General features: G+C 68.8%; 14 protein-coding genes. 13 read left to right on the top strand and 1 reads right to left on the bottom strand.

The features are described 5' to 3' along the window. Window positions 1-245: 245 nt before the first annotated feature. From RIC31_RS14595 to RIC31_RS14545, 11 genes are all read left to right on the top strand, one after another. Entirely contained in the window at window positions 246-3128 is a 2883-nt protein-coding gene (locus RIC31_RS14595; RefSeq protein WP_350108853.1) for a DUF4347 domain-containing protein, read from the top strand. A 253-nt stretch (window positions 3129-3381) separates the two neighbouring features. Then, window positions 3382-7182, top strand: coding sequence for a DUF4347 domain-containing protein (locus RIC31_RS14590; protein WP_350108850.1), 3801 nt, complete (start codon window positions 3382-3384; stop codon window positions 7180-7182). Window positions 7183-7256: 74 nt separating this feature from the next. Next, window positions 7257-8111, top strand: coding sequence for a sulfotransferase family protein (locus RIC31_RS14585; RefSeq protein ID WP_350108847.1), 855 nt, complete (start codon window positions 7257-7259; stop codon window positions 8109-8111). A gap of 288 nt (window positions 8112-8399) precedes the next feature. Beyond that, window positions 8400-10175, top strand: a complete 1776-nt coding sequence (locus tag RIC31_RS14580) for an N-acetylglutaminylglutamine amidotransferase (RefSeq protein WP_350186399.1) — start codon at window positions 8400-8402, stop codon at window positions 10173-10175. Between the two features lie 19 nt (window positions 10176-10194). Continuing rightward, the gene (ngg, locus tag RIC31_RS14575; RefSeq protein ID WP_350108841.1) at window positions 10195-12000 is read left to right on the top strand and encodes an N-acetylglutaminylglutamine synthetase; all 1806 of its coding nucleotides are present in this window, start codon (window positions 10195-10197) and stop codon (window positions 11998-12000) included. Next, complete coding sequence (locus RIC31_RS14570) at window positions 11984-13150, top strand: osmoprotectant NAGGN system M42 family peptidase (protein ID WP_350108838.1); 1167 nt, start codon at window positions 11984-11986, stop codon at window positions 13148-13150. The genes ngg and RIC31_RS14570 overlap by 17 nt, the downstream gene beginning before the upstream one ends. Before the next feature lie 116 nt (window positions 13151-13266). After that, entirely contained in the window at window positions 13267-14217 is a 951-nt protein-coding gene (locus RIC31_RS14565) for a S1C family serine protease (protein ID WP_350108835.1), read from the top strand. A gap of 29 nt (window positions 14218-14246) precedes the next feature. Further along, complete coding sequence (locus RIC31_RS14560; RefSeq protein WP_350108832.1) at window positions 14247-15119, top strand: NAD(P)-dependent oxidoreductase; 873 nt, start codon at window positions 14247-14249, stop codon at window positions 15117-15119. A 262-nt stretch (window positions 15120-15381) separates the two neighbouring features. Further along, entirely contained in the window at window positions 15382-16419 is a 1038-nt protein-coding gene (locus RIC31_RS14555; protein WP_350108829.1) for a C4-dicarboxylate TRAP transporter substrate-binding protein, read from the top strand. 122 nt (window positions 16420-16541) lie between these two features. Further along, on the top strand, window positions 16542-17204 hold the full coding sequence (locus RIC31_RS14550) for a TRAP transporter small permease subunit (RefSeq protein WP_350108826.1): 663 nt from the start codon (window positions 16542-16544) through the stop codon (window positions 17202-17204). Next, window positions 17201-18511 carry a TRAP transporter large permease gene (locus RIC31_RS14545; RefSeq protein WP_350108823.1) on the top strand — a complete coding sequence of 437 codons (1311 nt, stop codon included), beginning with the start codon at window positions 17201-17203 and terminating at the stop codon, window positions 18509-18511. The genes RIC31_RS14550 and RIC31_RS14545 overlap by 4 nt, the downstream gene beginning before the upstream one ends. A 193-nt stretch (window positions 18512-18704) precedes the next feature. Here RIC31_RS14545 and RIC31_RS14540 read toward each other — a convergent pair whose 3' ends face one another. Further along, entirely contained in the window at window positions 18705-19613 is a 909-nt protein-coding gene (locus RIC31_RS14540; RefSeq protein ID WP_350108819.1) for an amidohydrolase family protein, read from the bottom strand. 92 nt (window positions 19614-19705) lie between these two features. On the opposite strand from RIC31_RS14540, the gene RIC31_RS14535 reads away from it, so the two are divergent. Both RIC31_RS14535 and RIC31_RS14530 read left to right on the top strand, forming a co-directional pair. Then, window positions 19706-21295 (top strand): acetolactate synthase large subunit, encoded by a 1590-nt coding sequence (locus RIC31_RS14535; RefSeq protein ID WP_350108816.1) that lies wholly within the window; start codon window positions 19706-19708, stop codon window positions 21293-21295. Between the two features lie 111 nt (window positions 21296-21406). Further along, a complete protein-coding gene (locus RIC31_RS14530; protein ID WP_350108813.1) occupies window positions 21407-23566 on the top strand; it encodes a methyl-accepting chemotaxis protein in 2160 nt (719 codons plus the stop codon). Window positions 23567-23638: the final 72 nt, after the last annotated feature.

Below are 23638 nucleotides of genomic sequence, written 5' to 3'. Positions count from 1 at the left end.
ATTCCCCGTACCTTCCGGTCCGCCACGGCGCATGAGTAGCCATGCGTGAAAGATTTTTTTTACAAATTAGCAGTAATTACGAATTTAATACGATGATAACTGGATTTACCCAGAATTTGCGATGGCAACGTCAGCAATCGACGGTAGCAGCGCCGGCACATTGGGAACGGCTTGCGCATCGACGTCGAGACGCTGATCCGGGGGTAGACCGAACACCCTCCCGTAGCCGGGACGAGGAGACACACATGACTGATGCGGACGTGGCGCGGCGGCGCCAGACCGGAAACTCGTGCCTCGCGAACGTCGAGGTACTGGTCGTGGATTCGGCGGTCGAGGATCTGTCGACCCTTCTCGAGGGGCGCCGTGCCGGCATGGAGGTGCTTCGACTGGCACCCGGCGGCCGCGGGCTCGAGCAGATTTCCCTGTATCTCGCCGGCCGCCGCGACATCGCGGCCCTGCACATTCTCAGCCATGGCGAGCCTGGTGCGTTGCATCTTGGCGGCGAACGGGTCGACCTGCCCGGCCTCGCGATGCGGTGGGCGGTCCTGGCCGACATCGCAGGCGCCCTGACCGACGATGCCGAGGTGGTGCTGTATGGCTGCTCGGTGGCGGCCGGTCCCGCCGGGCGCGGGTTCGTCGCCTACCTCGAGGCGGCTCTCGGGGCCACCGTGGCGGCCTCGGTCGCGCCCGTCGGCGCCGGCGCGCGCGGCGGCAGCTGGATCCTGCGTGGCCCGGACGGCGGTGCGGTTGAACCCGGCTTCTCTGCGGAGGCCCGTGCGGCTTATGCCGGCCTGCTGACCACCGGCACGGCCGGCGCCGATACCCTGACCGGAACCGCCGGCGCCGACACCGTATCGGCGCTCGCCGGCAACGATACGGTCACCGGCCTGGCCGGCAACGACGTGCTGTCGGGCGGCCTCGGGGCCGACGTGCTGTCCGGCGGCGACGACAACGACACGATCTACGGCTACGCCAGCGACCAGACGCTCACCGGCGACGGCAACAACATCGTCTACGGCGGTGCCGGGCACGACCTCCTGTACGGCAGCGACGGTCGGGACACCCTGGTCGGCGGCGTCGGCAACGATACGGTGTACTCGGGCGAAGCGAACGACACGGTGTCCGCGGAGGACGGCGCCGACCTCGTCTATGGCGGTGGCGGCAACGACACGCTGTACGGTGGCGGCGACGACGACACCATGTACGGCGAGACCGGCAACGACTTCCTGTACGGCCAAACCGGCAACGAAGTCCTGTACGGCGGCGACGGCAACGACGGCGTGTCCGGCGGCGACGGCCAGGACAGCCTGTATGGCGGGGCCGGAAACGACACGCTGATGGGATCGTCCGGCAACGATCTCCTGTATGGCGGCGACGGCAACGACTGGCTGTGGGGCCAGAAGGACAACGACGTCGTTTATGGCGGCGCCGGCAGGGACACGGTCTCGGGCGATGCCGGGGAAGACACCCTCTACGGCGACGAGGGCGACGACACGATCAGTGGCGGCAGCGACAACGACGTCATCTTCGGCGGCGCCGGCAACGACGTCATCTCCGGTCAACAGGGCAGCGACACGCTTAACGGCGGCGACGGAAACGACACCTTCGTCTTCGCGACCTCGGACAACGCCACCAGCGACACGATCGCCGACCTTGCGGCCGGCGACGTCATCCGGGTGAATTCGCAGACGCTGACCAGCGAAAAGGTCAGCTTCAACGGCACGAACATCCAGATCGACACCAACGACTCGCCCGAAAGCAAGGAGCTGACGATCAACTTCAGCTCCGATCTCTCCAGTTCGCTGGAGTTCTCGGTCGACGGCACCGATATCACGTTCTCCGCGAAAGCACAGACCGGCGGCGGCGGCGGTTCCGGATCCAGTTCGGGCGGCAGCACGGTGGTCGTGACCGACTCCGGCAACACGACGGGCGGCGCGCGGACGATCACCAACACGGGATCGGGCACCGGCTCGGCGGCGATCGTCGAGAACACCGGCAACAACGGCAACGTCGTGACCGCCTCGCTGCCGCCGTCGGTCAGCGTCGTGTCCGACGGTCCGGCGACCGCGCAGTCCGGCGACTCTGCCCTCAACACCCTGGTCGGGGCGATCCAGGCGCGCGGCACGGTCGGCGAGACCGGCGTCGTGACCGGCGCGCAGACCTTCCTGACCCAGCTGTCATCGACCAGCACGCTGGACATCCGCACCATCGTCCCGACCCAGGGAACGGGGGTCACCACCGACGACCCGATCGTCATCACCGGCACCGCCGGCGGCAGCCAGTCCGAGGCCTTCGTGATCGACATGCGCTCGATCAGCGGCAAGATCCTGCAACTCGACAACATCGAGTTCGCGTCGATCATCGGCAATGCCACCGTCAGCGGCGGGTCCGGCAACAACTACGCGGTCGGCGACGGCAACGCGCAGTTCATCTCGCTGGGCGAGGGCGACGACACCCTGTCGGGCGGCGACGGTGCCGACACCATCGGCTCCGGCGACGGCAACGACATGCTGTACGGCGACGGCGGCAGCGACGTGGTGTTCGGCGGCACCGGCCTGGATTCGCTGTGGGGCGGGTCCGAGACCGACGTGGTCTACGGCAACCTCGGCGCCGACGTGATCTACGGCAACCAGGAGGACGACACGCTGTACGGCGGCCAGGACACGGACATCGTCTACGGCGGACAGGACGCCGACCTGGCCTACGGCAACCTCGCCGACGACACGCTGTACGGCAATTTCGGGGCCGACACCCTGTATGGCGGCCAGGGCAACGACGTTCTGTTCGGCGGTCAGCACAACGACCTGCTGGTCGGCAACCTGGGCGACGACACGCTCTACGGCGGCCTGGGGGCGGACACGCTCGTGACCGGATCCGGGGCCGACCTGGTGGTGGTGCAGTCGGACGGCGGCATCGACGTGGTGACCGACTTCGACGGCGCCGCCGGCGACCGGGTGCAACTCGCATCCAACGCCAACGGCACCGGGATCGACACCTATGCCGAAGTGGTCGCGGCTTCGACCAACACCGAGACCGGCGTCCAGATCGCCATCGGCAGCGGCAACACGCTGACCCTCAACGGTATCACCGTCTCCCAGTTGCAGTCGGACTGGTTCACCTTCAGCTAGCCTCCGGCCGGGGGCGGCGCCCCCGGGCGACCGCCTCCGGCCGCAGCCGCCCTGGTGCGGGCGAGTCGGCGGTGGGATTATACCGTTTACCCGTGCCCATCTATCATTGTACGTAAGCAATGGTTGAGGGGGCGAGTGTTTCCGCGTGCCTGCAGTTCAGGTGTCCGGCGTGCGGGGCTGCGTTCGCCGCTACGTCGGTCGGCACGCTCGCACGGCTCCGGCTGGGAGAGGGTGGCGGGCATTGCGGAATTCGATGGTCGGGCTGCATGGCCCGCAGAAGGTGGACCGCGAACACGGGCGCGAGATCCTCTTCGTCGATCCAGGGGTCGTCGGATCGTCCGCGCTGCTGGACGGCCTGCGCGCCGGCATCGATGTTCATTTTCTCGAGCACGGGAGGCGCCCGCTCGAGCAGCTGGCCGGCCTGCTGGCCGGGCGGCGCGGGGTCGAAGCCCTCCATGTCCTCAGCCACGGCGAGCCCGGAGCACTGCTCTTCGCGGGCCGGCGGATCGGTGCCGACGCGCTCAGGGAGTCGGCCGATGCCCTCGACGCGATCGCCGGCTCGCTGGCGGAGCACGCCTCGGTCGTGCTGTACGGCTGTGAGGTCGCGGCCGGCCCCCGCGGCCGCGACTTCCTCGAGTCCCTCGAGGCCGCCCTCGGCGTTGCCGTGGCGGCATCGGCCGGGCCGGTCGGCGCCGCCGCCCGTGGCGGGTCGTGGGCGCTCGACGGAGGCCGGGACGCGACCGTCGCCCTGGCCTTCGGGCCGGCCGCGCGGGCGGCCTATGGCGGACTTCTCGCCACTGCCACCCTGACCGCCGGGAACGATACCCCGACCCTGTCCACGTCGGACGATACCGTCACCGCCGACGTGGCCGGAGCGCTGAATGCCGGCGACGTCATCGACGGCCTGGCCGGCACCGACACACTGGCGATCTCGGCCGCGCAGAGCGTCACCTTCGGCGCGACCACCCTGGTCAATTTCGAGACCATCACCATCACCGCCGGCGCGCAGAGCATCACGACCAACGACGCGACGGTCGGGACCGGGCAGACCCTGACCGTCAATGCCTCGCTCAGCAGCGGCGTGCTCACCTGGATCGGATCCGCCGAGACGGACGGCCGCTTCGCGATCACCGGCAGCGTTGGCAGCGACCTGATCGTCGGCGGTGCCGGCGATGACCTGCTGGTCGATGGCATTGGCGCGGACACCCTGTCGGGGGGAGCCGGCAACGATACTTTGACGACCAGGCTGGATAGCGTCACCGGCTCGGTCACCTTGGACGGCGGCGCCGGCAACGACCTTCTGCTGGGCCGGACGAGCGGAGCCGACCTGCTGCGCGGCGGAACCGGCATCGACAGCCTGACCGGGCGGGCCGGCAACGACACGCTGTCCGGCGGCGATGGCGCCGACGTTCTGTCCGGCGGTGCCGGCGATGACCTGCTGGCCGGCGGCACCGGCGCCGACACCCTGGTCGGCGGCGCCGGCAACGACACCATCACCGGCAGTGCCGCGGAGTTTGCCGGCGACGTCGTCTCCGACCTCGCTGTCGGCGACCAGATCATCGTGACCGGCGTCGACCTGTCGTCGCTGCATGCGACCAGCGCCAGCGGAACCATCACCGTCGGGGCCGGCCAGATCCTGACCCTGACCGGCATAACCGGCGCCAGCGGCAGCTTCAGCGCCGACTTCAGCGGCGGGAACACGACGATCATGGTCGTGACGACCCCGCTGCTGACGACCGGGACGGACACGCCGACCCTGACCGCCGGCAACGATACGGTCACGGTCGGGGCGGCGAACACGCTGAATGCCGGTGACGCATTGGACGGTCTGGCGGGCACCGACACGCTGCTCATCGCCGCGGCCCAGAGCGTGACCTTCGGCGCCACGACCCTGATCAACTTCGAGACCGTCAGCATCGCCGCGGGCGTGCAGAGCATCACGACCGACGACGGCACCGTCGGCAGCGGTCAGACACTGGCGGTCGATGCGTCCGGCAGCGCCGATGCGGTCACCTGGAACGGTGCGGCCGAGACCGACGGCAGGTTCTCGATCAGCGGCGGCGGCGGTGCCGATACCCTGATCGGCGGCGCCGGCAACGACACCTTGCTGGCCGGCGGCGGCAGCAACCTGCTGTCGGGCGGGGCCGGGGCCGACTACCTGCGTGGCGGTACCGGTCAAAGCACGCTGTTCGGCGGCGACGGCAACGACACGCTCCAGGGCCTCGACAGCGCTGCCGGCACCGACGTGCTTGACGGCGGTTCCGGCGACGACATCATCCGGGGACGCAGCAACGCCGACGACACCCTGCGGGGCGGCACCGGCAACGATTCCCTGCGCGGCGCCGGCGGCAACGACATCCTGTCCGGCGGCACCGGGCTCGATACCCTGTCGGGCGGCGTCGGCAACGACATGCTGCTCGGGGGCGATTCCGCCGACACGCTGTCCGGCGGCAGCGGTGCCGACACCCTGTCCGGCGGCGCCGGTGCCGATCTTCTGGTCGGCGGCACCGGAACCTTCGCCGACGTCCTGATCGGCGGTGCCGGCAACGACACCTTCACCGGCAGCACCGCCGATCTCGCCGGCGACACCATCTCCGACTTCGCGGTCGGCGACAGCCTGGTGGTGACCGGCGCCGACCTGTCGGCGCTGAACGGCACGAACGCCAGCGCCACGGTCACGCTCGCCACCGGCCAGACTCTCGCCCTGACAGGCCTGTCTTCGTCCAGCGGCACCTTCGCGGCCAGCGTCAGCGGCGGCGACACGACGATCACCCTGACGGCCCCGGCGAGCAGCGGCGGCGGGAGTTCGGGTGGCGGCAGTTCGGGCGGCGGCAGTTCGGGCAGCTCCGGTTCGGTGACCGTCACCGACACCTCGGTCGGCAACAGCTCGACCACCCGCACGATCGTCAACACCGGCGCCGGTTCAGCCTCGACGACGCTGGTGCAGGGAGGCGGCAGCACCGTCACCGCCACCGTGCCGCAGGCGGTGAGCATCACGTCCGAGGGGCCGCCGACGGCGCAGTCCGGGACGACCGCCGCCAATTCACTGGTCAGCGCCCTGGGTACCCGCGGCGTCACCGGCGGCAGCAGCGCGATCACCGGGGCGCAGACTTTCGTCAACAACCTCGGCTCGACCACCTCGATCGACATCCGCACGATCATACCGACCTTCGCCGCCGGCGGTACGACCAGCGACCCGATCGTGATCACCGGCAGCACCGGGGGAACCCAGGTCGAGGCCTTCGTCATCGACATGCGGGCCGTTACCGGCAAGCTCTTGCAGGTCAACAACATCGAGTTCGTGTCGATCGTCGGCGCGGCGACGGTCACCGGCGGCGGTGGCAGCAACTTCGCGGTCGGCGACGCCGACGTGCAGTTCATCTCGCTGGGCGAGGACGACGACACCCTGTACGGCGGCGGCGGCAACGACACCGTCGGCTCCGCCGACGGCAACGACCTGCTCTACGGCGAGGACGGTGCCGACGTGGTGATCGGCGGTGCCGGCTCGGACGTGCTGTACGGCAACAAGCAGGCCGACGTCCTTTACGGGAATCTCGCTTCGGACATCCTGTATGGCGGGCAGGACGCCGACGTCGCTTATGGCGGACAGGACGCCGACTTGGCCTACGGCAACCTCGGCGAGGACGTGCTGTACGGCAATCTCGGGGCCGACACCCTGTACGGCGGGCAGGGCAACGACGTGCTGTTCGGCGGCCAGGACGACGACCAACTGGCGGGCAATCTCGGCGACGATACGCTGTACGGCGGTCTCGGCGACGACGCGATCTACACCGGGGCCGGGGCCGACCGGGTGGTCGTGCAGGCGAGCGGCGGTGCCGATACCGTGGTCGACTTCGACGGTGCTGCCGGCGACCTTGTCCAGATCGCAGCCAGCGCGAACGGCACGGCGATCGACACATTCGCCGAACTGCAGGCGGCGGCGAGCACGACGGCCGACGGCAGCGTCCAGTTCGCCCTGGGTGGCGGCAACACGCTGACCCTTTCCGGTGTCCGGCCGGCGGACCTGCGATCGGAGTGGTTCGAGTTCGGCTGACACCGCGCCGCGGCTTGACCGCAGGGCCGGAAGGCGGCAGCACAGGCGGAGCCCGAACCCTACAGGCACGGTCCATGGCGTCCGAACCGACGAAGTTCTTCCTCTGCGGTCCGCCGAAGTCCGGAACGACGTGGCTGCAACTGATGCTGGACGCCCACCCGGCCGTGAACTGCTCGGGCGAAGGGCACCTGACCGACTGGGTGCTCGCTCCCCTGCGCAATATCCTGATGGGCTACAACGACCAGCTCCGGCAGAACAACGACCTGATCTACCGGGACAAGGCGTCGCACGACGGCTTTTCCGAGCGCGATTTCAACGACATCGCGCGCTTCATCGTCGCGCAGCGGTTCGCCAGGCTGCATGCCCGCAAGCCGCAGGCTGTCGTGATCGGCGACAAAACCCCGAACTATGCCTATGCGCTGGGCCTGCTGCGGACGGTCTTTCCGGACAGTCTCTGCGTCTTCCTGGTCCGCGATCCCCGGGACTCGGTCCTGTCGATGCTGCACCAGACGCGACGCCTCGAAGCGACCCATACCGGGCGGATCTACGAGACCGACCAGGCGATCTTCGACGGCTACCTCCGGAAGTGGGTCGAGGTGAACCGCCTGTATCTGCGTCACCGGGACGCGTACCCGGCGGCTGTCGTTCACCTGCGCTACGAGGACCTGATCGCCGACGAGGCCGATGCCCTTCGGGCGGCGTTCCGCTTCCTCGGTGTCGCCACCGACGACCGGACGGTTGCCGCCTGTGGCGAGGCGGGCCGGTTCGAGATGCTCTCCGGCGGGCGGGCGCGCGGTCAGGCCGACAATGCGAGCTTCTTCCGGCGCGGCGAGGCCGGGGGCTGGCAAACGGAACTGGGTGACCGGGCCGCCGCGCTGATCACCGGCGAAGTGGCCGAGGTCATGGCCGAGTTCGGCTATCGACGGTGAACGCCTCCGGCGGGTTCGTGGCCGCCTGGCTCGTGGTTGCTGGGGCGCGCCGGTCAGTGTTGCTGCCTTCTTCGAATGTTATCGAATGATACTCACAATAAAAACTGCCGTATCCAGGGTATTTCTCGCTGATCGAAGTGTATGATCGTCGAGTATTTTCTGATTCATCGAGATTTTACGGAAACGTTTTTGTTTAATTTGATTTATACATGAGAATCCCGCGAGGGGTTCATTTATTGCGCGGGCATGCCATATTGTCGGCATCCTTCACTGTCAGGTAATGATCTCATGTGTGGTTTGGCCGGCGAAATCCGGTTCGACGGGCGGTCCGTGTCGCCCGTCGGTCTTGCTGCCATGGCGGATGCCATGGTCACCCGCGGTCCCGACGCCGACGGCCTGTTCCTGCAGGGCCGGTTCGGACTGGCGCACCGGCGGTTGTCGATCATCGACCTGTCGGATCGTGCCCAGCAGCCGATGGTCGATCCGGAACTCGGCCTCGCGATCGCCTACAACGGTGCGATCTACAACTACCGTGAACTGAAGGCCGAGCTGGAGGCGGACGGCTACCGCTTCTTCTCGGACGGCGATACCGAGGTGATCCTCAAGGCGTTCCACAAATGGGGCCCGGCCTGCGTCGACCGGCTGGCCGGCATGTTCGCCTTCTCGGTCTGGGAGCGTGGCAGCGGCCGCGTCACCCTGGCCCGCGACCGGCTGGGCATCAAGCCGCTGTACCTCGCCGAGATCCCGGGCGGCCTGCGCTTCGCGTCGACCCTGCCGGCCCTGGTCAAGGCCGGCGGCCTGTCGACCGAGATCGATCCGGTCGCCTTCAATCACTACATGAACTTCCATGCGGTGGTCCCGGCACCGCGCACCATCCTCAAGGGCGTGCGCAAGCTGCCGCCGGCGACCGTGCTGACCGTCGAGGCCGACGGCCGGCGGCGCGAGCGCACCTACTGGAGGCCGGTCTACGAGACCCCCGACGACGAGCGCGGCCTCGGGGTCGAGGAGTGGGCCGACCGGGTCCTGGAGAGCCTGCGCACCGCGGTCCGCCGCCGGCTGGTCGCCGACGTGCCGGTCGGCGTGCTGCTGTCGGGCGGCGTCGACTCGTCGATCATCACGGGCCTGATCGCCGAGCACAGCGACGTGCCGCTGGAGACTTTCTCGGTCGGCTTCGAATCGGTCGGCGACGAGGTCGGCGACGAGTTCAAATACTCCGACATCATCGCCGAGCACTTCGGCACGGTGCACCACCAGATCCGGGTCGACAGCCGCGAGCGGCTGCTGCCGTCGCTGCCGAGCTGCATCGCCGCGATGTCCGAGCCGATGGTCAGTCACGACTGCATCGGATTCTACCTGCTGAGCGAGGAGGTCTCGAAGCGGGTCAAGGTGGTGCAGTCGGGACAGGGCGCCGACGAGGTGTTCGGTGGCTACCACTGGTACCCGCCGCTGCTGGACGATGCGACCGGGGTCGGCGACTACGCCCGGCTGTTCCGGGACCGCGACCATGACCGTTTCCTGGCGGCTGCCGGCGAGGCAATGCGCGACGGCGACCATGCCGGCGCGTTCCTGGAGCAGGCATTCGCGGCGCCGGGGGCCGGGCGCACCGTCGACCGGGCCCTGCGGCTCGACACCACCGTCATGCTGGTCGACGACCCGGTGAAGCGGGTCGACAACATGACCATGGCCTGGGGCCTTGAGGCCAGGGTGCCGTTCCTCGATCACGAGCTGGTCGAGCTGGCGGCCCGGATCCCCGCCGAGCACAAGGTCGGCGGCGGCGGCAAGCACGTGCTGAAGCAGGCGGCCCGCCGGGTCGTCCCGTCGGACGTGATCGACCGGCCCAAGGGCTACTTCCCGGTGCCGGCGCTGAAATACATCCAGGGCGATACCCTGGAGCATGTCCGCGCCATCCTCACCGATCGCCGGGCCCGCGACCGCGGCCTGTTCGAGAAGTCCTGGCTGGACAGCCGCCTGCAGGCCCCGGAAGCCCATATCACCGGCCTCGGCGGATCCGAACTGTGGCAGGCGGCGTTGTTGGAAGGTTGGCTGCAGGCCCACGGGGTCTGACACCGGAGGAGACGATATCATGAACGATCGTTCTCAGACCGTCTTTCGCCAGCGCCGGTCGCGCGCCCGCGACTGGGCCCGGCGGTCCTGGAACCACGGACAGGGCGAGGGGTCGGACCAGGCTCAGCCCGACGAAAACGCCGTCGTGCACTGCGGCTGGGGCCGGCTGCTGTTCGGGCACACCTTCGAAAGCGCCGAGGCGCTGACCGAGGCGATCCGGCAGGAGGCGCCGGACGAGCGCGACATCGCGATCTATCTCTCCGATCCGCATGTGCTGCTGGCGCAGGCGCCGGAGGCGTTGTTCCTCGACCCGTCGCATACCTACCGGCTGGACTTTCAGCGCTACCGGCCGCGTCGCGACCGGGTCCCCGGTGTCTATGTCCGGCGCGTGCGTTCCGGCGACGATGCCGCCGCCGTCAACCGGATCTACGCCAAGCACGGCATGGTCCAGGTCAGCCGCGAGTTTTTCCTGACCCATCGCGGATCCCGGCACATCGTGCACCTGCTGGCGGTCGACGAGGCGTCCGGCGACATCGTCGGCACGGTGACCGGCATCGACCACGTCCTGACCTTCGCCGATCCGGAGCGAGGGTCGAGCCTGTGGTGCCTGGCGGTCGATCCGCAGGCCAGCCTGCCGGGCATCGGCGAGGTGCTGGTCCGGCATCTGATCGAGACCTTCCAGACCCGCGGGCTGGCGCAGATCGACCTGTCGGTGATGCACGACAACGAACAGGCCATCCGGCTCTACGAGAAGCTCGGCTTCGAGCGGGTGCCGCAGTTCAGCATCAAGTACAAGAACCCGATCAACGAGAAGCTCTACTCGGCGCCGGCTCCCGAGGCCCGGCTCAACCCCTACGCCCGGATCATCATCAACGAGGCGCGGCGGCGCGGCATCGGCGTCGAGATCGAGGACGAGGAGGCCGGGCTGTTCACCCTGACGCACGGGGGGCGGCGCGTCGCCTGCCGGGAGTCGCTGACCGAACTGACCAGCGCGGTGGCGTTCAGCCGGTGCGACGACAAGTCGCTCACCTCGCGCCTGCTGCGCAAGCAGGGGTTCCGGGTGCCGGAACAGCGCGAGGTCACCGACGACGAGGAGGACGAAGCGTTCCTGAAGAAGCACGGCCGGATCGTGGTGAAGCCGGCCAAGGGCGAGCAGGGGCGCGGCATCGCGGTCGACATCAGCGACGTGGAGTCCATGCGGAAGGCCATCCAGGCCGCCTATGCCGTCTCCGACCGGGTCCTGCTGGAGGAATTCTGCCAGGGCCAGGACCTGCGCCTGATCGTCATCGACCACAAGCTGGTTGCCGCGGCGGTCCGCAAGCCGGCCAGCCTGGTCGGCGACGGGGTCTCGACGGTGCGGACCCTGATCGAGAAGCAGAGCCGGCGCCGGGCGGCCGCGACCGGCGGCGAGAGCCGGATCCCGACGGATGGCGAGACCGAGCGCTGCATCGGGCTCGCCGGCTACACCTACGATTCGGTGCTGCCGGCCGGCGAGCATCTGGCGGTTCGCAAGACCGCCAACCTGCATACCGGCGGGACCATCCACGATGTCACCCCCGTGCTGTCCCCGCGGCTGGCGCTGGCCGCCGAGGAGGCATCGCGTGTGCTCGGTATCCCGCTGGTCGGGTTCGACTTCCTCGTGCCCGACCCGTCCAAGGAGGATTATGTGATCATCGAGGCGAACGAGCGCCCCGGACTGGCCAACCACGAGCCGCAGCCGACCGCCGAACGGTTCGTCGACATGCTGTTCCCCCACACCGTCGATCGCTCCATGCGCCCGGGCGCACAGCGCGACCTGGAGGTGAGCCATGCCGCCGCTCGATAGATCCGCCGAGGAACGGCTTCGCGCCTATGGCGACGCGTCGCGCACCCTGGCCGCGATCGAGGGCCGCCGGATCCTCGACCATCTGCTTGCGCTGCAGGCGATCCCGAGCCCGACCGGCTACACCGACTCGATCGTCCGGCACGTCTGCCTGTGGCTGGAAGAGCACGGGATCGACTACGAACTGACCCGACGCGGCGCCATCCGGGCCAATCTGCCCGGCGACGTCAGCAGCCCGGACCGCGCGGTGGTCGGCCATGTCGACACGCTCGGTGCCCAGGTCATCCGGCTCAAGGAGAACGGCCGGCTGGCGGTCCGCCCGGTCGGCACCTGGGCGGCTCGGTTCGCCGAGGGCGCGCGCGTCACCGTGTTCACCGAGGCCGGCCCGCGACGCGGGACGATCCTGCCGTTGAAGGCGTCCGGCCACGTCTTCGACCAGGAGATCGACACCCAGCCCGCGAACTGGGACAACCTGGAGATCCGTGTCGACGACCGGGTGTCGACCCAGGAGGACCTGATCTCGCGGGCCTTCCACATCGGCGACATGGTGGCCGTCGATCCGCAGCCGGAAGTCACCGACACCGGTTTCATCAATGCCCGGCACCTGGACGACAAGGCCGGGGTGGCGGCGATGCTGGAGGTGCTGGCGGCGCTGACCGAGACCGACGCCCACCTGGCGGTCGACTGTCACTTCCTGTTCACGATCTCGGAGGAAACCGGGTCGGGCGCCTCGGCGGTCCTGCACGGCGACGTGTCGGAGGTGCTGGCGGTCGACAACGCGACCGTGGCACCCGGCCAGAACTCGTCGGAATACGGCGTCACCATCGCCATGGGCGACATGACCGGCCCGTTCGACTACCACCTGACGCACGGGCTGATCGACCTGGCGCGGCGCTACGGCATCGACCACCGCCGCGACGTGTTCCGGTACTACCGGTGCGACGCCGCCTCGGCGCTGGAGGCCGGCAACGACATCCGCACGGCGCTGGTGGCGTTCGGTCTGGACGCCAGCCACGGCTGGGAGCGGGTCCATATCGACTCGCTGGCGGCGCTGGCGCGGCTGGTGGCGGTGTATGTCATGAGCCCGCCCGTGGTCTCCCGGGACCAGATCCAGATCGGTCCGCTCGACGGGTTTCCGGACACCCAGGAATAGGCCGCCACGCAAGGCTGCCGGTGGCGTCGGGCGGCGTGCTAGAGTGCCCCTTTGGCGGTGCCCGGCTCGCGCCGGCGCCGCAGTGTGGGACCGCAACCGGCGAACGACGGGAAGACATGTCGGAGGAAGATCCGCGGCCGGAGCATCTGGCCTACGACCTGAACAAGGTGCTGTCGTCGATCGTGGGCCTGAAGACCCACGTTCCCGAGGACGCCTTCACCGCCCCGATCCTCGGGACCGAGCGCTCCGGCAACGGGGTGGTGATCCGCGAGGACGGGCTGATCCTGACCATCGGGTATCTGGTCACCGAGGCGGAGACCGTCTGGATCACCGACAACCGCGGCCGGGCCGTTCCGGGGACCGTGCTGGGATACGATCAGGAGACCGGATTCGGCCTGGTCCAGGCGCTCGGCGCCCTCGACCTGCCGGCCCTGGAGATCGGCAACTCCTCGGACCTGAGCGAGGGCGACCCCGTGGTGCTGGCCGGCCATGGCGGCCGGCGCGCGGCGGTGAAGGCCCAGGTGATCGGCGTCCGCGAGTTCGCCGGCTACTGGGAGTACCTGATCGACGAGGCGATCTTCACCGCGCCGGCACACCCGAACTGGGGTGGCAGCGCCCTGATCGGCGACGACGGCCGGCTGCTCGGCATCGGCTCGCTGTTCATCCAGCAGTCGCAGGGCGGCGGCCAGCCGGTCGACGGCAACATGGTGGTGCCGATCGATCTGCTGAAGCCGATCTATGAGGACATGGTGACCTACGGCATGCCGAACCGGCCGCCGCGGCCGTGGCTCGGCCTGTACGGCACCGAGATGGAGAACCGGCTCGTGGTCGCCGGGTTGAGCGACGGCGGCCCGGCCGAACAGGCGGATGTCCAGGTCGGCGACGTGATCGCCAAGGTCGACGGCCATCCGGTGGCCAGCCTGGCGGACTTCCTGCGACAGGTCTGGGCGACCGGCCCGGCCGGCAGCACCATCCCGCTGACCGTCGCCCGTGACGGCGAACTGCTGGAACTGACCATCGAATCGGTGGCGCGCCGTGCCCTGCTGAAGGGTCCCAAGCTGCACTGAGCCGGAATGGACGACGGAGAGGGAGCGCCATGCACATCGGGTTTCTGGGGCTCGGGTTGATGGGCGAGGGGTTCACGCGCCGGCTCGTCGAACTCGGGCATGAGGTGCGGGGCTTCGACCCGCGGCCGGAACGCCGGGACGCCGCGACCGGCTGGGGGGTCGCGGCCGCCGCCAGCCCGGCCGAGGCGGCCGCCGGGGCCGGGCTGGTGATGACCTGCGTGACCACCACCGACGACCTCGAGGCGGCGGTCTTCGGGGACGACGGTGTCGCCGCCGCGATCGGCCGGGAGGCGGTGCTGGTCGACTTCTCGACCACCGTCGTGGCCCGGACCAGGGAGATGGCGGGACGGCTGCGGGACACCGCCGGTGCCGGCTGGGTCGACGCGCCGGTGTCCGGCGGCCCGCCTGCGGCCCGGGGCGGCGGCCTTGCCATCATGGCCGGCGGGACCGACGCCGACATGGCGACGACCCGCCCGGTGCTGGAGGGTCTGGCCGCCAGCCTGGTGCATCTCGGTCCGGTCGGGGCCGGCCAGGTGACCAAGATGGTCAACCAGGTCTGCGTCCTGACCAACTTCGTGGTGCTGGCGGAGGCCCTGAACCTGGCGGAGCGCGGAGGGGTGGACGGCGGCAAGCTGATCGACGCACTCGGCTCCGGCTATGCCGGGTCGAACCTGATGCGCGCGATGTGGCCGCGGATGATCGAGCGCGACTATGCGCCTGCCGGCTATCTCCGGCAGGTCCTCAAGGACCTCGACATGGTGCACGACCTCGCGCACGACCTGAAGGCCGCGATCCCGATGTCGACCCAGGCCGCCGAGCTGTTCCGGCTGATGGCGGCGCGCGGGCATGAGGAACTGGACGGCATCGCGGTCCTCAAGCTGTTCACCGGTGAACCGGTCTAGATGTGAGTTCTGAGTAGGTTGTTCATCCGGCCGTAGGATTGTATACAGACGATCAGTCGGTCGGTGATCCGCCGTGTGACTTGTGGCGTCACGCCTGTGCGGTCAAACTCCTGGCCGTGCCCGGTGATGGGCCGGGAGGAAGGCGCCGGACTCCGGCACACGGCGCGGTCGTGAGGGGAGCGACGAGGATCGGACTTTCGTTCGAAGTAAAGCGCTCCGGTAACGTCCGAGAGTACGGCAAAGAATCACAGCGGAGGACACCATGAAGTTCAAGACGCTCGCTCGCGTCTCCATGATCGTCGGCGCCTGCACCCTCGGGCTGGCCAACGCCCAGGCGGCGGAGGTCGAAGGCCCGAAGGTCACCTGGAATTTCTCGACCTGGGGCAAGGCGCGTGCCTTCACGGTCGGCCCCGAGTGGATCGCCCAGCAGTTGTCCGAGAAGACCGGCGGGAACTTCACGATGAAGATCCACTACGGCGAGGCGCTGTCGAAGGCCCGCGAGAATCTCGACGGCATCAAGATCGGCGCCTTCCAGGCCGCGCAGTTCTGCAACTTCTACCATCCGGGCAAGAACCCGGCGTGGATGGTGCTGACCATGCCGTTCCTGCCGATCGGCGACCTCGAGGTCTCGATGCATGTCCGCGAGAAGCTGATGCAGTCGCCGGAATTCAAGGCGGACATGGATAACTGGAACGCCATGCCGTACTTCTCGGCATTGCTGCCGCAGTACGAGTTCCTCGGCCGCGGTCCGGCACCGAAGACCCTGGCCGGCTGGAAGGGCATGCGGGTCCGCGCCGGCGGTGGCGTCGGAACGGCGATGGAGAAGCTGGGCGCGACCCTGACCACCGTGCCGGCGACCGACGTCTACACCGGCATGGAACGCGGCACGATGGACGCCGCGTCGTTCCCGTACACCTACTCGCACGCGGCCTACAAGATCCACGAGATCAGCAACTGGTTCACCGCGAACATGTCCCCGGGCACGTCCGAGTGTGCGGCGGTGCTGAACAAGGACGCGTACGCAAAGCTGCCGGAGCAGTACAAGAAGCTGCTGATGGACCTGAAGCCGGAAGCCTACAAGGTCCAGATCAAGGCCTATCACGACATCGACGAGAAGAACCTGCCGATGTTCAAGGCCAAGCTCGAGGAGATCGTCTACACCGACGCGCAGCTCGAAGAGTTCCGCAAGCTCGGTGGCAAGCCGGTCTGGGATCAGTGGGTGGCGGAGAACAAGGACAAGTTCGACGCACAGGGCCTGCTGGACCTGATCTTCGCGGAGGCGAAGGCCGCCAAGAAGTAACCATCCGACCGAGTACAGCGGAAAGGGTCGCGCCGGGCGCGGCCCTTTCCCGCATCTGGCCGGATCGAGCGGCCGTTGCGCGCGACTGAGCGGCCGGACAACATCACGAGAGGGACGTCGACATGACCCAGCCCCTTGACCTGACGCCCGACCAGGCGGCGTCGGGCGGGCAGATGATCGCCCGGCTCGACCGCGCCCTGCACGCGGCCGAACGCTTCACCGCCCTGGCGTCGGCAATCTTCATCTTCGGGCTGATGCTGGTCGGCGTCTGCCAGATCGTCGGCCGGACGGTCTTCAACTTTCCGATCTTCGGCTATATCGACGCGATCGAGATGTCGATCGCGGTGTTCGCGTTTCTGGCCATCGCCTACTGCGAGCGCATGGGCGGGCACGTCCGCATGGAGCTGCTGGTCGGCAAGCTGCGCGGGCGGCCCTTGTGGCTTGCCGAAATCGCCGGACAGGTCCTGGGCCTGCTCCTGATGGCCGTCCTGATCTGGTACGGCTGGGAGCACGCGATGCGGGCCTACGAGTACGGCGACTCGACGATCGACGCGCAGATCCCCTGGTGGCCGTCGAAGATGCTGATTCCCGCCGCGTTCGCGTTGCTGTTCGTGCGGCAGCTGCTGAACCTGATCGGCTACCTGCGCCTGTTCCTGCATCCCGAGGTCGAGCCCGTCGCGGTCCCGCTGATCGCCGACATCCGTGAGCTCGCGAAGGAGGAGGCGGCCGAGGCCGGCGCGATCGACGACAAGGACGACGGTTCCAAGGGGAGGGCCGGCGCGTGACCGAGCTCAGCAACGACACTATCGGTATCATCGGAGTCATCGCCCTGCTGGTGATGGTGGTCATCGGCGTCCGCGTCTACATCGCCGCGGCGACCGTCGGCTTCGTCGGCCTGGTCGCGATCATCGGCTGGGATGCCGGCGCGGGGATGATCGGCACGATCCCGCATTCGAAGTCGGTCACCTACACCCTGTCCGTGCTGCCGATGTTCATCCTGATCGGCTACCTCGCATTCCACGCCGGCATCACCCAGGCGCTGTTCGACGCGGCGCGCAAGTGGCTCGGCTGGCTGCCGGGCGGGCTCGCCGTCGCCTCGGTCATGGCGACCGCCGGGTTTGCGGCGGTGTCGGGCGCCTCGACGGCGACGGCGGCGGTGTTCGCCCGCGTCGCCATCCCGGAGATGCTGTCGGCCGGATACTCGAAGAGCATCGCGGCCGGCGTCGTGGCCGCCGGCGGTACGCTCGCGACCCTGATCCCGCCGAGCGCCATCCTGGTGATCTACGCGATCATCGTCGAGGAATCGGTCGGGCAGCTGCTGCTCGCCGGCTTCATCCCGGGCGTGGTCTCGGCGCTGATCTATGTCGGCATCATCCTGATCTGGGCCAAGGCCGACCCGAAGGTCGGCCCGGCCATCCACGGCTATACCTGGAGCGATCGCGTCAAGGCGATCCCGGGCACCTTCCCGGTGATCGCGGTGGTCATCATCATCTTCAGCGCGATGTATTTCGGCTGGGCGACCCCGACCGAGGCCGGCGCGCTGGGGGCGTTCGTCGTGTTCGTCATGGCGATGATGAAGGGCATGCGGTGGCCGGCGCTGCGGGAGTCGCTGCTCGACACCGCCAAGCTCACGGTGATGATCTTCAGCCTGATCTGGGGCGTGCTGGCGTTCGTGCGGTTCCTCGGCTTCGCCGGGCTGCCCGAGCACTTCACGAACTTCATCGTGTCGCTGCCGTTCGAGCCCTGGGTGGTGATGGTCTGCATCCTGATCGCCTACGCGATCCTGGGCTGCTTCATGGATGCGATCGGGATGCTGCTGCTGACCCTGCCGGTCGTGTACCCGGCGGTGATGGCGCTCGGCTACGACTCGATCTGGTTCGGCATCATCGTCGTGAAGATGGCCGAGGTCTGCCTGGTCACGCCGCCGATCGGCCTCAACTGCTTCGTGGTGTCGGCGGTCCGGCCCGACATCCCGATCGCCACGGTGTTCCGCGGCGTCGGGCCGTTCGTGGTCGCCGACTTCATCACGGTCGCGGTGTTCATGATCTGGCCGGAGGTCATCACCTGGCTGCCGCAGACCCTGCTGAACTGAGGGGGCATTGCCCTTGCCGCGGCGGGTGGGTTCCGGACGGGCGCGCCGTCGCCGGCGCGCCCGTCCGGAATGACGTCAAAGGGGGCGTATACTGCGGCAACCCCCTTCCTGACGTCATTCCGGACCGAGCCGCCGCAGGCGGAGCGGATCCGGAACCCACCGGGCGACGGGCGGCCCTTCCGAGCGCCAGGCCTCACACTGGGCGGTAGACCCGGTCCGCGGTGTCATGGAAGACGGCGCGGCGGTCGGCCGGCGGCAGGCCGGCGGTGATCGCCTTCAGGCCGGCGAAGATCTCGTCGTAGCTCGCGCACAGCGAGTCGACCGGGAAGTTGCTGGCGACCATGCAGCGGTCGGGACCGAACAGCCTGATCGTGTCGAGCACCACGCCGGATTGCGCCGCCGGCGTCCAGGGCTGCCCCGGCAGGCCGATGCCGGAGATCTTCACGGCTGTGTTCGGCTGCGCCGCGAACGCCGCCATCGCCTCACGCCAGCCGTCCATCCCGGCGGCGGATCGGTCGGACGGCAGGCCGGTGTGGTTCAGGACGATCAGGGTGTCGGGGAAGTCGCGTGCCAGGTCGGCGGCCTCGCCCAGGTGCCACCAGGGCGTCTGCAGGTCGTAGTGCAGGCCGTGCCGGGCCAGCAGGCCGTAGCCGGCCCTGAACGCCGGGTCCGCCATCGAGCCGGGCGCGCCGGCGACGAAGGCGTCGGGCGATTTCGCGGCCGCCGGCTTCTGCCGGACCGAGCGGACCAGCGGGAACCCGGCGTGGCCGGCCAGCACGCCGGCGATGTCTTCGCGCCCGAACCACGCCTGGCCGACGCAGGCGTGCGGCCAGCCGGTGCGGTCGTGCAGTTCATGCAGCCAGCGGGTCTCGGCCACCGGGTCGCGCGGATCCCATTCAGCCTCCATGTGGATCGACTTCACGACGTTGTGGCTGCCGTGGTCGCGGCGGAAATCCTCCACCAGGTAGCTGTGCCGGCGGAGCGAGGCATAGTCGCCGTAGCGGAACGGGATCACATGCTCCTCGAGCCATGGGTAGCGGTCGTGGCCGAGGTCCCAGAAATGATGGTGCGCGTCGATGATCGGCAGGTCGGCATCGGTCACGGCATCTTCCCCCGAACTGGTTTTCGGCATGAGGCCCGGTCGGGCCGCCGCTTGGCAAGCGCGCGGTCTTGTTCCGCCCGCCATGTCCGTCCATGATCGGCGGGTCTGAACTCTCAGCTTCCAGGGCGAATCTCATGAACGGCGCGGAATCCCTCGTGCGCACGCTGGTCGCGTCCGGCGTCGACGTCTGCTTCACCAACCCCGGCACCTCGGAGATGCATTTCGTCGCGGCACTCGACCGGGTCGACGGCATGCGCTGCGTGCTCGGCCTGTTCGAAGGCGTCGTCACAGGCATGGCCGACGGCTACGGCCGGATGGCCGACAAGCCGGCCTCGACGCTGCTGCACCTCGGCCCCGGCCTCGGCAACGGCATCGCCAACCTGCACAACGCCAAGAAGGCGTTCACCCCGATCGTCAACATCGTCGGCGAGCACGCCACCTATCACATCGAGTACGACGCGCCGCTGACCGCCGACATCGAGGGCATCGCCCGCCCGGTGTCGGGCTGGGTGAAGACCTCGCGCAGCGCCAGGGACGTGGCCGCCGACGGCGCCGCTGCGGTTGCCGCCTCGATGGGCCCTCCGGGCCAGATCGCCACCCTGATCCTGCCGGCCAACACCGCCTGGGACGAGTCCGACGGCCCGGCCGCGGCGATCGCCGCGGCACCGTTGCCGGGGCCCGATCCGGACGCCGTGCGGGAGGCCGCCAAGGCCCTGACCTCCGGCCGCGAGACCCTGATCCACATGTCGGGCCGGGTGCTGCGCGCCGACACCCTTGAGATCGCCGGGAAGATCGCCGCCAAGACCGGCTGCCGGCTGTCCTGCCAGACCTCCAACGGCCGCTGGCAGCGTGGCGCCGGCCGGGTGGCGATCGAGCGCATCCAGTACCCGGTCGACATCGCGCTGAAGCAACTCGCCTCGGTCGAGCATATCGTCCTGCTGGGGGCCAAGGTGCCGGTGGCGTTCTTCGCCTACCCGAACAAGCCGAGCGTGCTGATCCCCGAGGGGTGCGCCGTCCACCGGCTCGCCGACATCGGCGACGACCACCACGCGGTGCTTTCGGCGCTGTGCGACGAACTCGACGCCTGGAGCGCCAGGCCGGCGATCCAGGACAGCAAGCGGCCGGAATTCGCGACCGGCGCGCTGACACCCGAAGCGGTGGCCCAGGCGCTCGGGCGGCTGATTCCGGAGAACGCCATTATCGCCGACGAGAGCGTCACCGCCGGACGCGGATTCATGCCGTTCACTGTCGGCTCGGCGCCGCACGACTGGCTGGCGCTGACCGGCGGGTCGATCGGCCTCGGCCTGCCCTACGCCACCGGGGCCGCGATCGCCTGCCCGGACCGCAAGGTGATCTGCACCGAGGGCGACGGCTCCGGCATGTACACGCTGCAGGCGCTCTGGACCCAGGCGCGCGAGGGCTGCAACGTGGTGAACATCATCTTCGCCAACCGCTCCTATGCGATCCTGCGGCACGAACTGACCAACGTCGGCGCCGAGAACCCCGGCCGCAAGGCGATCGACATGCTCACCCTCGACCGGCCCGAACTCGACTGGGTGGCGCTGGCCAAGGGCATGGGCGTCCCGGGCGTCCGGGTCGACAGTGCCGAGACCTTCAACGACGCGCTGGCCCGGGCGATCGCCGAGCCCGGCCCGCAGCTGATCGAGGCCTGGATGGCCTAGCGCTGGATCCCCGGTAGACGTGCGCCTCCGGGAACCCGAAGGTGTAGATATAGACACCAGAACAACCAGTATCGGTTGTTGTTGAAAGTAAATATTTAAGACTTTGCCTCGATGCTTCTCTCTGCTGCGCGCCGTTCGAATGTGCGTAGGAAGTGTTGGGGGACGGGGATGCTCAAGCTGAATTTCACGATTCGTGCCGGCCTAATGGCCGTCATGGGGCTGCTGTCGATGTCCGTGGTGCTGCTGGCTGGAATGGCCAGCCTGCAGTCCTGGAAGGAACTGCAGCAATCCGGACGGATTGTCGACGGAAACCGGATTGCGGATCTGCTCCAGACCGCCAGCGGCGACTGGGCCGCCGAACGCGACGCGACGGCCCAGGCGCTCGACGGATGGAATGCGCCGGACGATGCCACCCGGGCCGCGATCGACGAGCGCCGTAGCGCCGCCGACGCGGCGATGGCGAGAGCGCTTTCTCAGGTCTCTGCGGTTCCGGGTGCATCGGGGCGGGGTGAAAAGGTCGAGGCGCTTCAGGCGGCTCATCTAGCGCTTCGAGATCTGCGCGCGAAGGTTGACGAAGATCTCGGCAAGCCGAAGTTCGGCCGACCTCCGGAGGCGACCAAGGCCTGGGGGCCGACGATCGGCGAGGTCATCGAGGCATCGCAGCGACTGCGCATGGTCTCGCAGTATCTCCCGGACGCGCTCCAGATCCGTATTCAGTTGTCGCAGGGCGTGAAGCAGGCAGTCTGGACCATTACCGAGTACGCCGGCCACGAGCGGACGCTGGTTGGCGGTCTGGTGTCGGCCGGAAACGCCATGTCCCCGGAAATGCTTCGACGCCTGGCAGACCTGCGAGGCCATGTCGAACACGCTTGGTCGGAGGTCGAGGACTATCTGTCGAAAGGCCTGGTCGAGCCGGAGATCGCGGCAGCTGCCGACGTCGTCCGCGAGGTGTTCTTCGGCAAGTTCGAGCAGGTGCGCGAGCAGGTGTATGCAGCCGGATCGCGCGGACCGGTCTATCCGATAGACTCCGGAACCTGGGCGACGGAGGCCAGCGCAGGTGCCGATTCCCTGCAGGCGCTCGTAAAGGCGGCCAGCGACGCTACCGAGCGCCTGGCCTATCAGTCGAAAGGCGACAGCGTGTCGGCGATGGCGGTCAGCGGCGCGATCCTCGCTGCCGCGATGGTGCTGACCGTGCTGGCATTCTGGATCGTTCTGCGGCGGGTGGTCGGCCCGATCCGGGTTCTGACCGACGGTATGCGCGACCTCGCGGGCGGCAACCTCGACATCGAGTTGCCGAGCGGCGACGGCGGCGACGAGATCGCGGCCATGGCCCGCTCCGTCGAGGTGTTCCGGCAGAACGCCCGCGAGGTCCAGCGCCTGGAGGTCGAGCAGAAGCAGGCGGCCGAGCGTGCCGAATCGGAAAAGCGGCGGACCATGAGCGAACTGGCCGACGGTTTCGAGGCCAGCGTCAAGGCCGTCGTCGGAGCGGTGACCGGCGCCGCGGAGGAGCTGCAGTCGACCGCCGGATCGATGTCGGCCACCGCCGAGCAGGCGAATGCCCAGGCCGCCGCGGTGGCGGCCGCCGCGAGCGAGGCATCCAGCAACGTCCAGACCGTGGCGACCGCATCCGAGGAACTCTCGGCCTCGATCTCCGAGATCGGACGGCAGGCCGGCGAGTCCCGACGCATCGCCTCGGCCGCCGTCGAGCGGGCCGAGGCGACCAACCGCCAGGTCGAGGGCCTGGTCGAGGCCGCGCAGCGGATCGGCGACGTGATATCGATGATCCAGGACATCGCCGCGCAGACCAACCTGCTGGCGCTCAATGCCACCATCGAGGCGGCGCGCGCCGGCGAGGCGGGCAAGGGCTTCGCGGTCGTGGCCTCCGAGGTGAAGTCGCTGGCCACCCAGGTCGGCCAGGCGACGAGCGAGATCTCCGAGCAGATCTCCGGCATCCAGTCCGCCACCGGAGAGGCGGCCGGTTCGATCCGCGGGATCGCGCAGACCATCTCCGAGATCAACGAGAACGCCGCCTCGATCGCGGCGGCGGTCGAGCAGCAGAACGCCGCGACCAATGAGATCTCGCGCAACGTCCAGGAGGCCTCGAGCGGAACCGAGGAGGTGTCGCGAAACACCAGCGGTCTGAGCGAGGCTTCACGCGCCACGGGTGCCGCTGCAAGCCAGGTCCTGGAGGCTTCTGGCGGGCTGGCACGCGACGCCCAGCGCCTGGCCGGTGAGGTCGACACGTTCATAGCGAGGGTCCGGGCCAGTTGAGGTCCGGCCCCGCCGGGAAGCGCGGGTAATCCCGGCACCGGCAACGGAAGGGATCCGTGGCCGGGTCGCTAT

Source organism: Thalassobaculum sp., assembly GCF_040219615.1.
Lineage (GTDB): Bacteria > Pseudomonadota > Alphaproteobacteria > Thalassobaculales > Thalassobaculaceae > Thalassobaculum_A.
This window is presented reverse-complemented; position numbering and strand designations above follow the sequence as displayed.

Excerpts from the sequence above, each read along its gene's own strand:
- RIC31_RS14595 (WP_350108853.1), top strand. The coding sequence starts at position 246 with ATGACTGATGCGGACGTGGCGCGGCGGCGCCAGACCGGAAACTCGTGC.
- RIC31_RS14590 (WP_350108850.1), top strand. The coding sequence starts at position 3,382 with ATGGTCGGGCTGCATGGCCCGCAGAAGGTGGACCGCGAACACGGGCGC.
- RIC31_RS14585 (WP_350108847.1), top strand. The coding sequence starts at position 7,257 with ATGGCGTCCGAACCGACGAAGTTCTTCCTCTGCGGTCCGCCGAAGTCC.
- RIC31_RS14580 (WP_350186399.1), top strand. The coding sequence starts at position 8,400 with ATGTGTGGTTTGGCCGGCGAAATCCGGTTCGACGGGCGGTCCGTGTCG.
- ngg (WP_350108841.1), top strand. The coding sequence starts at position 10,195 with ATGAACGATCGTTCTCAGACCGTCTTTCGCCAGCGCCGGTCGCGCGCC.
- RIC31_RS14570 (WP_350108838.1), top strand. The coding sequence starts at position 11,984 with ATGCCGCCGCTCGATAGATCCGCCGAGGAACGGCTTCGCGCCTATGGC.
- RIC31_RS14565 (WP_350108835.1), top strand. The coding sequence starts at position 13,267 with ATGTCGGAGGAAGATCCGCGGCCGGAGCATCTGGCCTACGACCTGAAC.
- RIC31_RS14560 (WP_350108832.1), top strand. The coding sequence starts at position 14,247 with ATGCACATCGGGTTTCTGGGGCTCGGGTTGATGGGCGAGGGGTTCACG.
- RIC31_RS14555 (WP_350108829.1), top strand. The coding sequence starts at position 15,382 with ATGAAGTTCAAGACGCTCGCTCGCGTCTCCATGATCGTCGGCGCCTGC.
- RIC31_RS14550 (WP_350108826.1), top strand. The coding sequence starts at position 16,542 with ATGACCCAGCCCCTTGACCTGACGCCCGACCAGGCGGCGTCGGGCGGG.
- RIC31_RS14535 (WP_350108816.1), top strand. The coding sequence starts at position 19,706 with ATGATCGGCGGGTCTGAACTCTCAGCTTCCAGGGCGAATCTCATGAAC.
- RIC31_RS14530 (WP_350108813.1), top strand. The coding sequence starts at position 21,407 with ATGCTTCTCTCTGCTGCGCGCCGTTCGAATGTGCGTAGGAAGTGTTGG.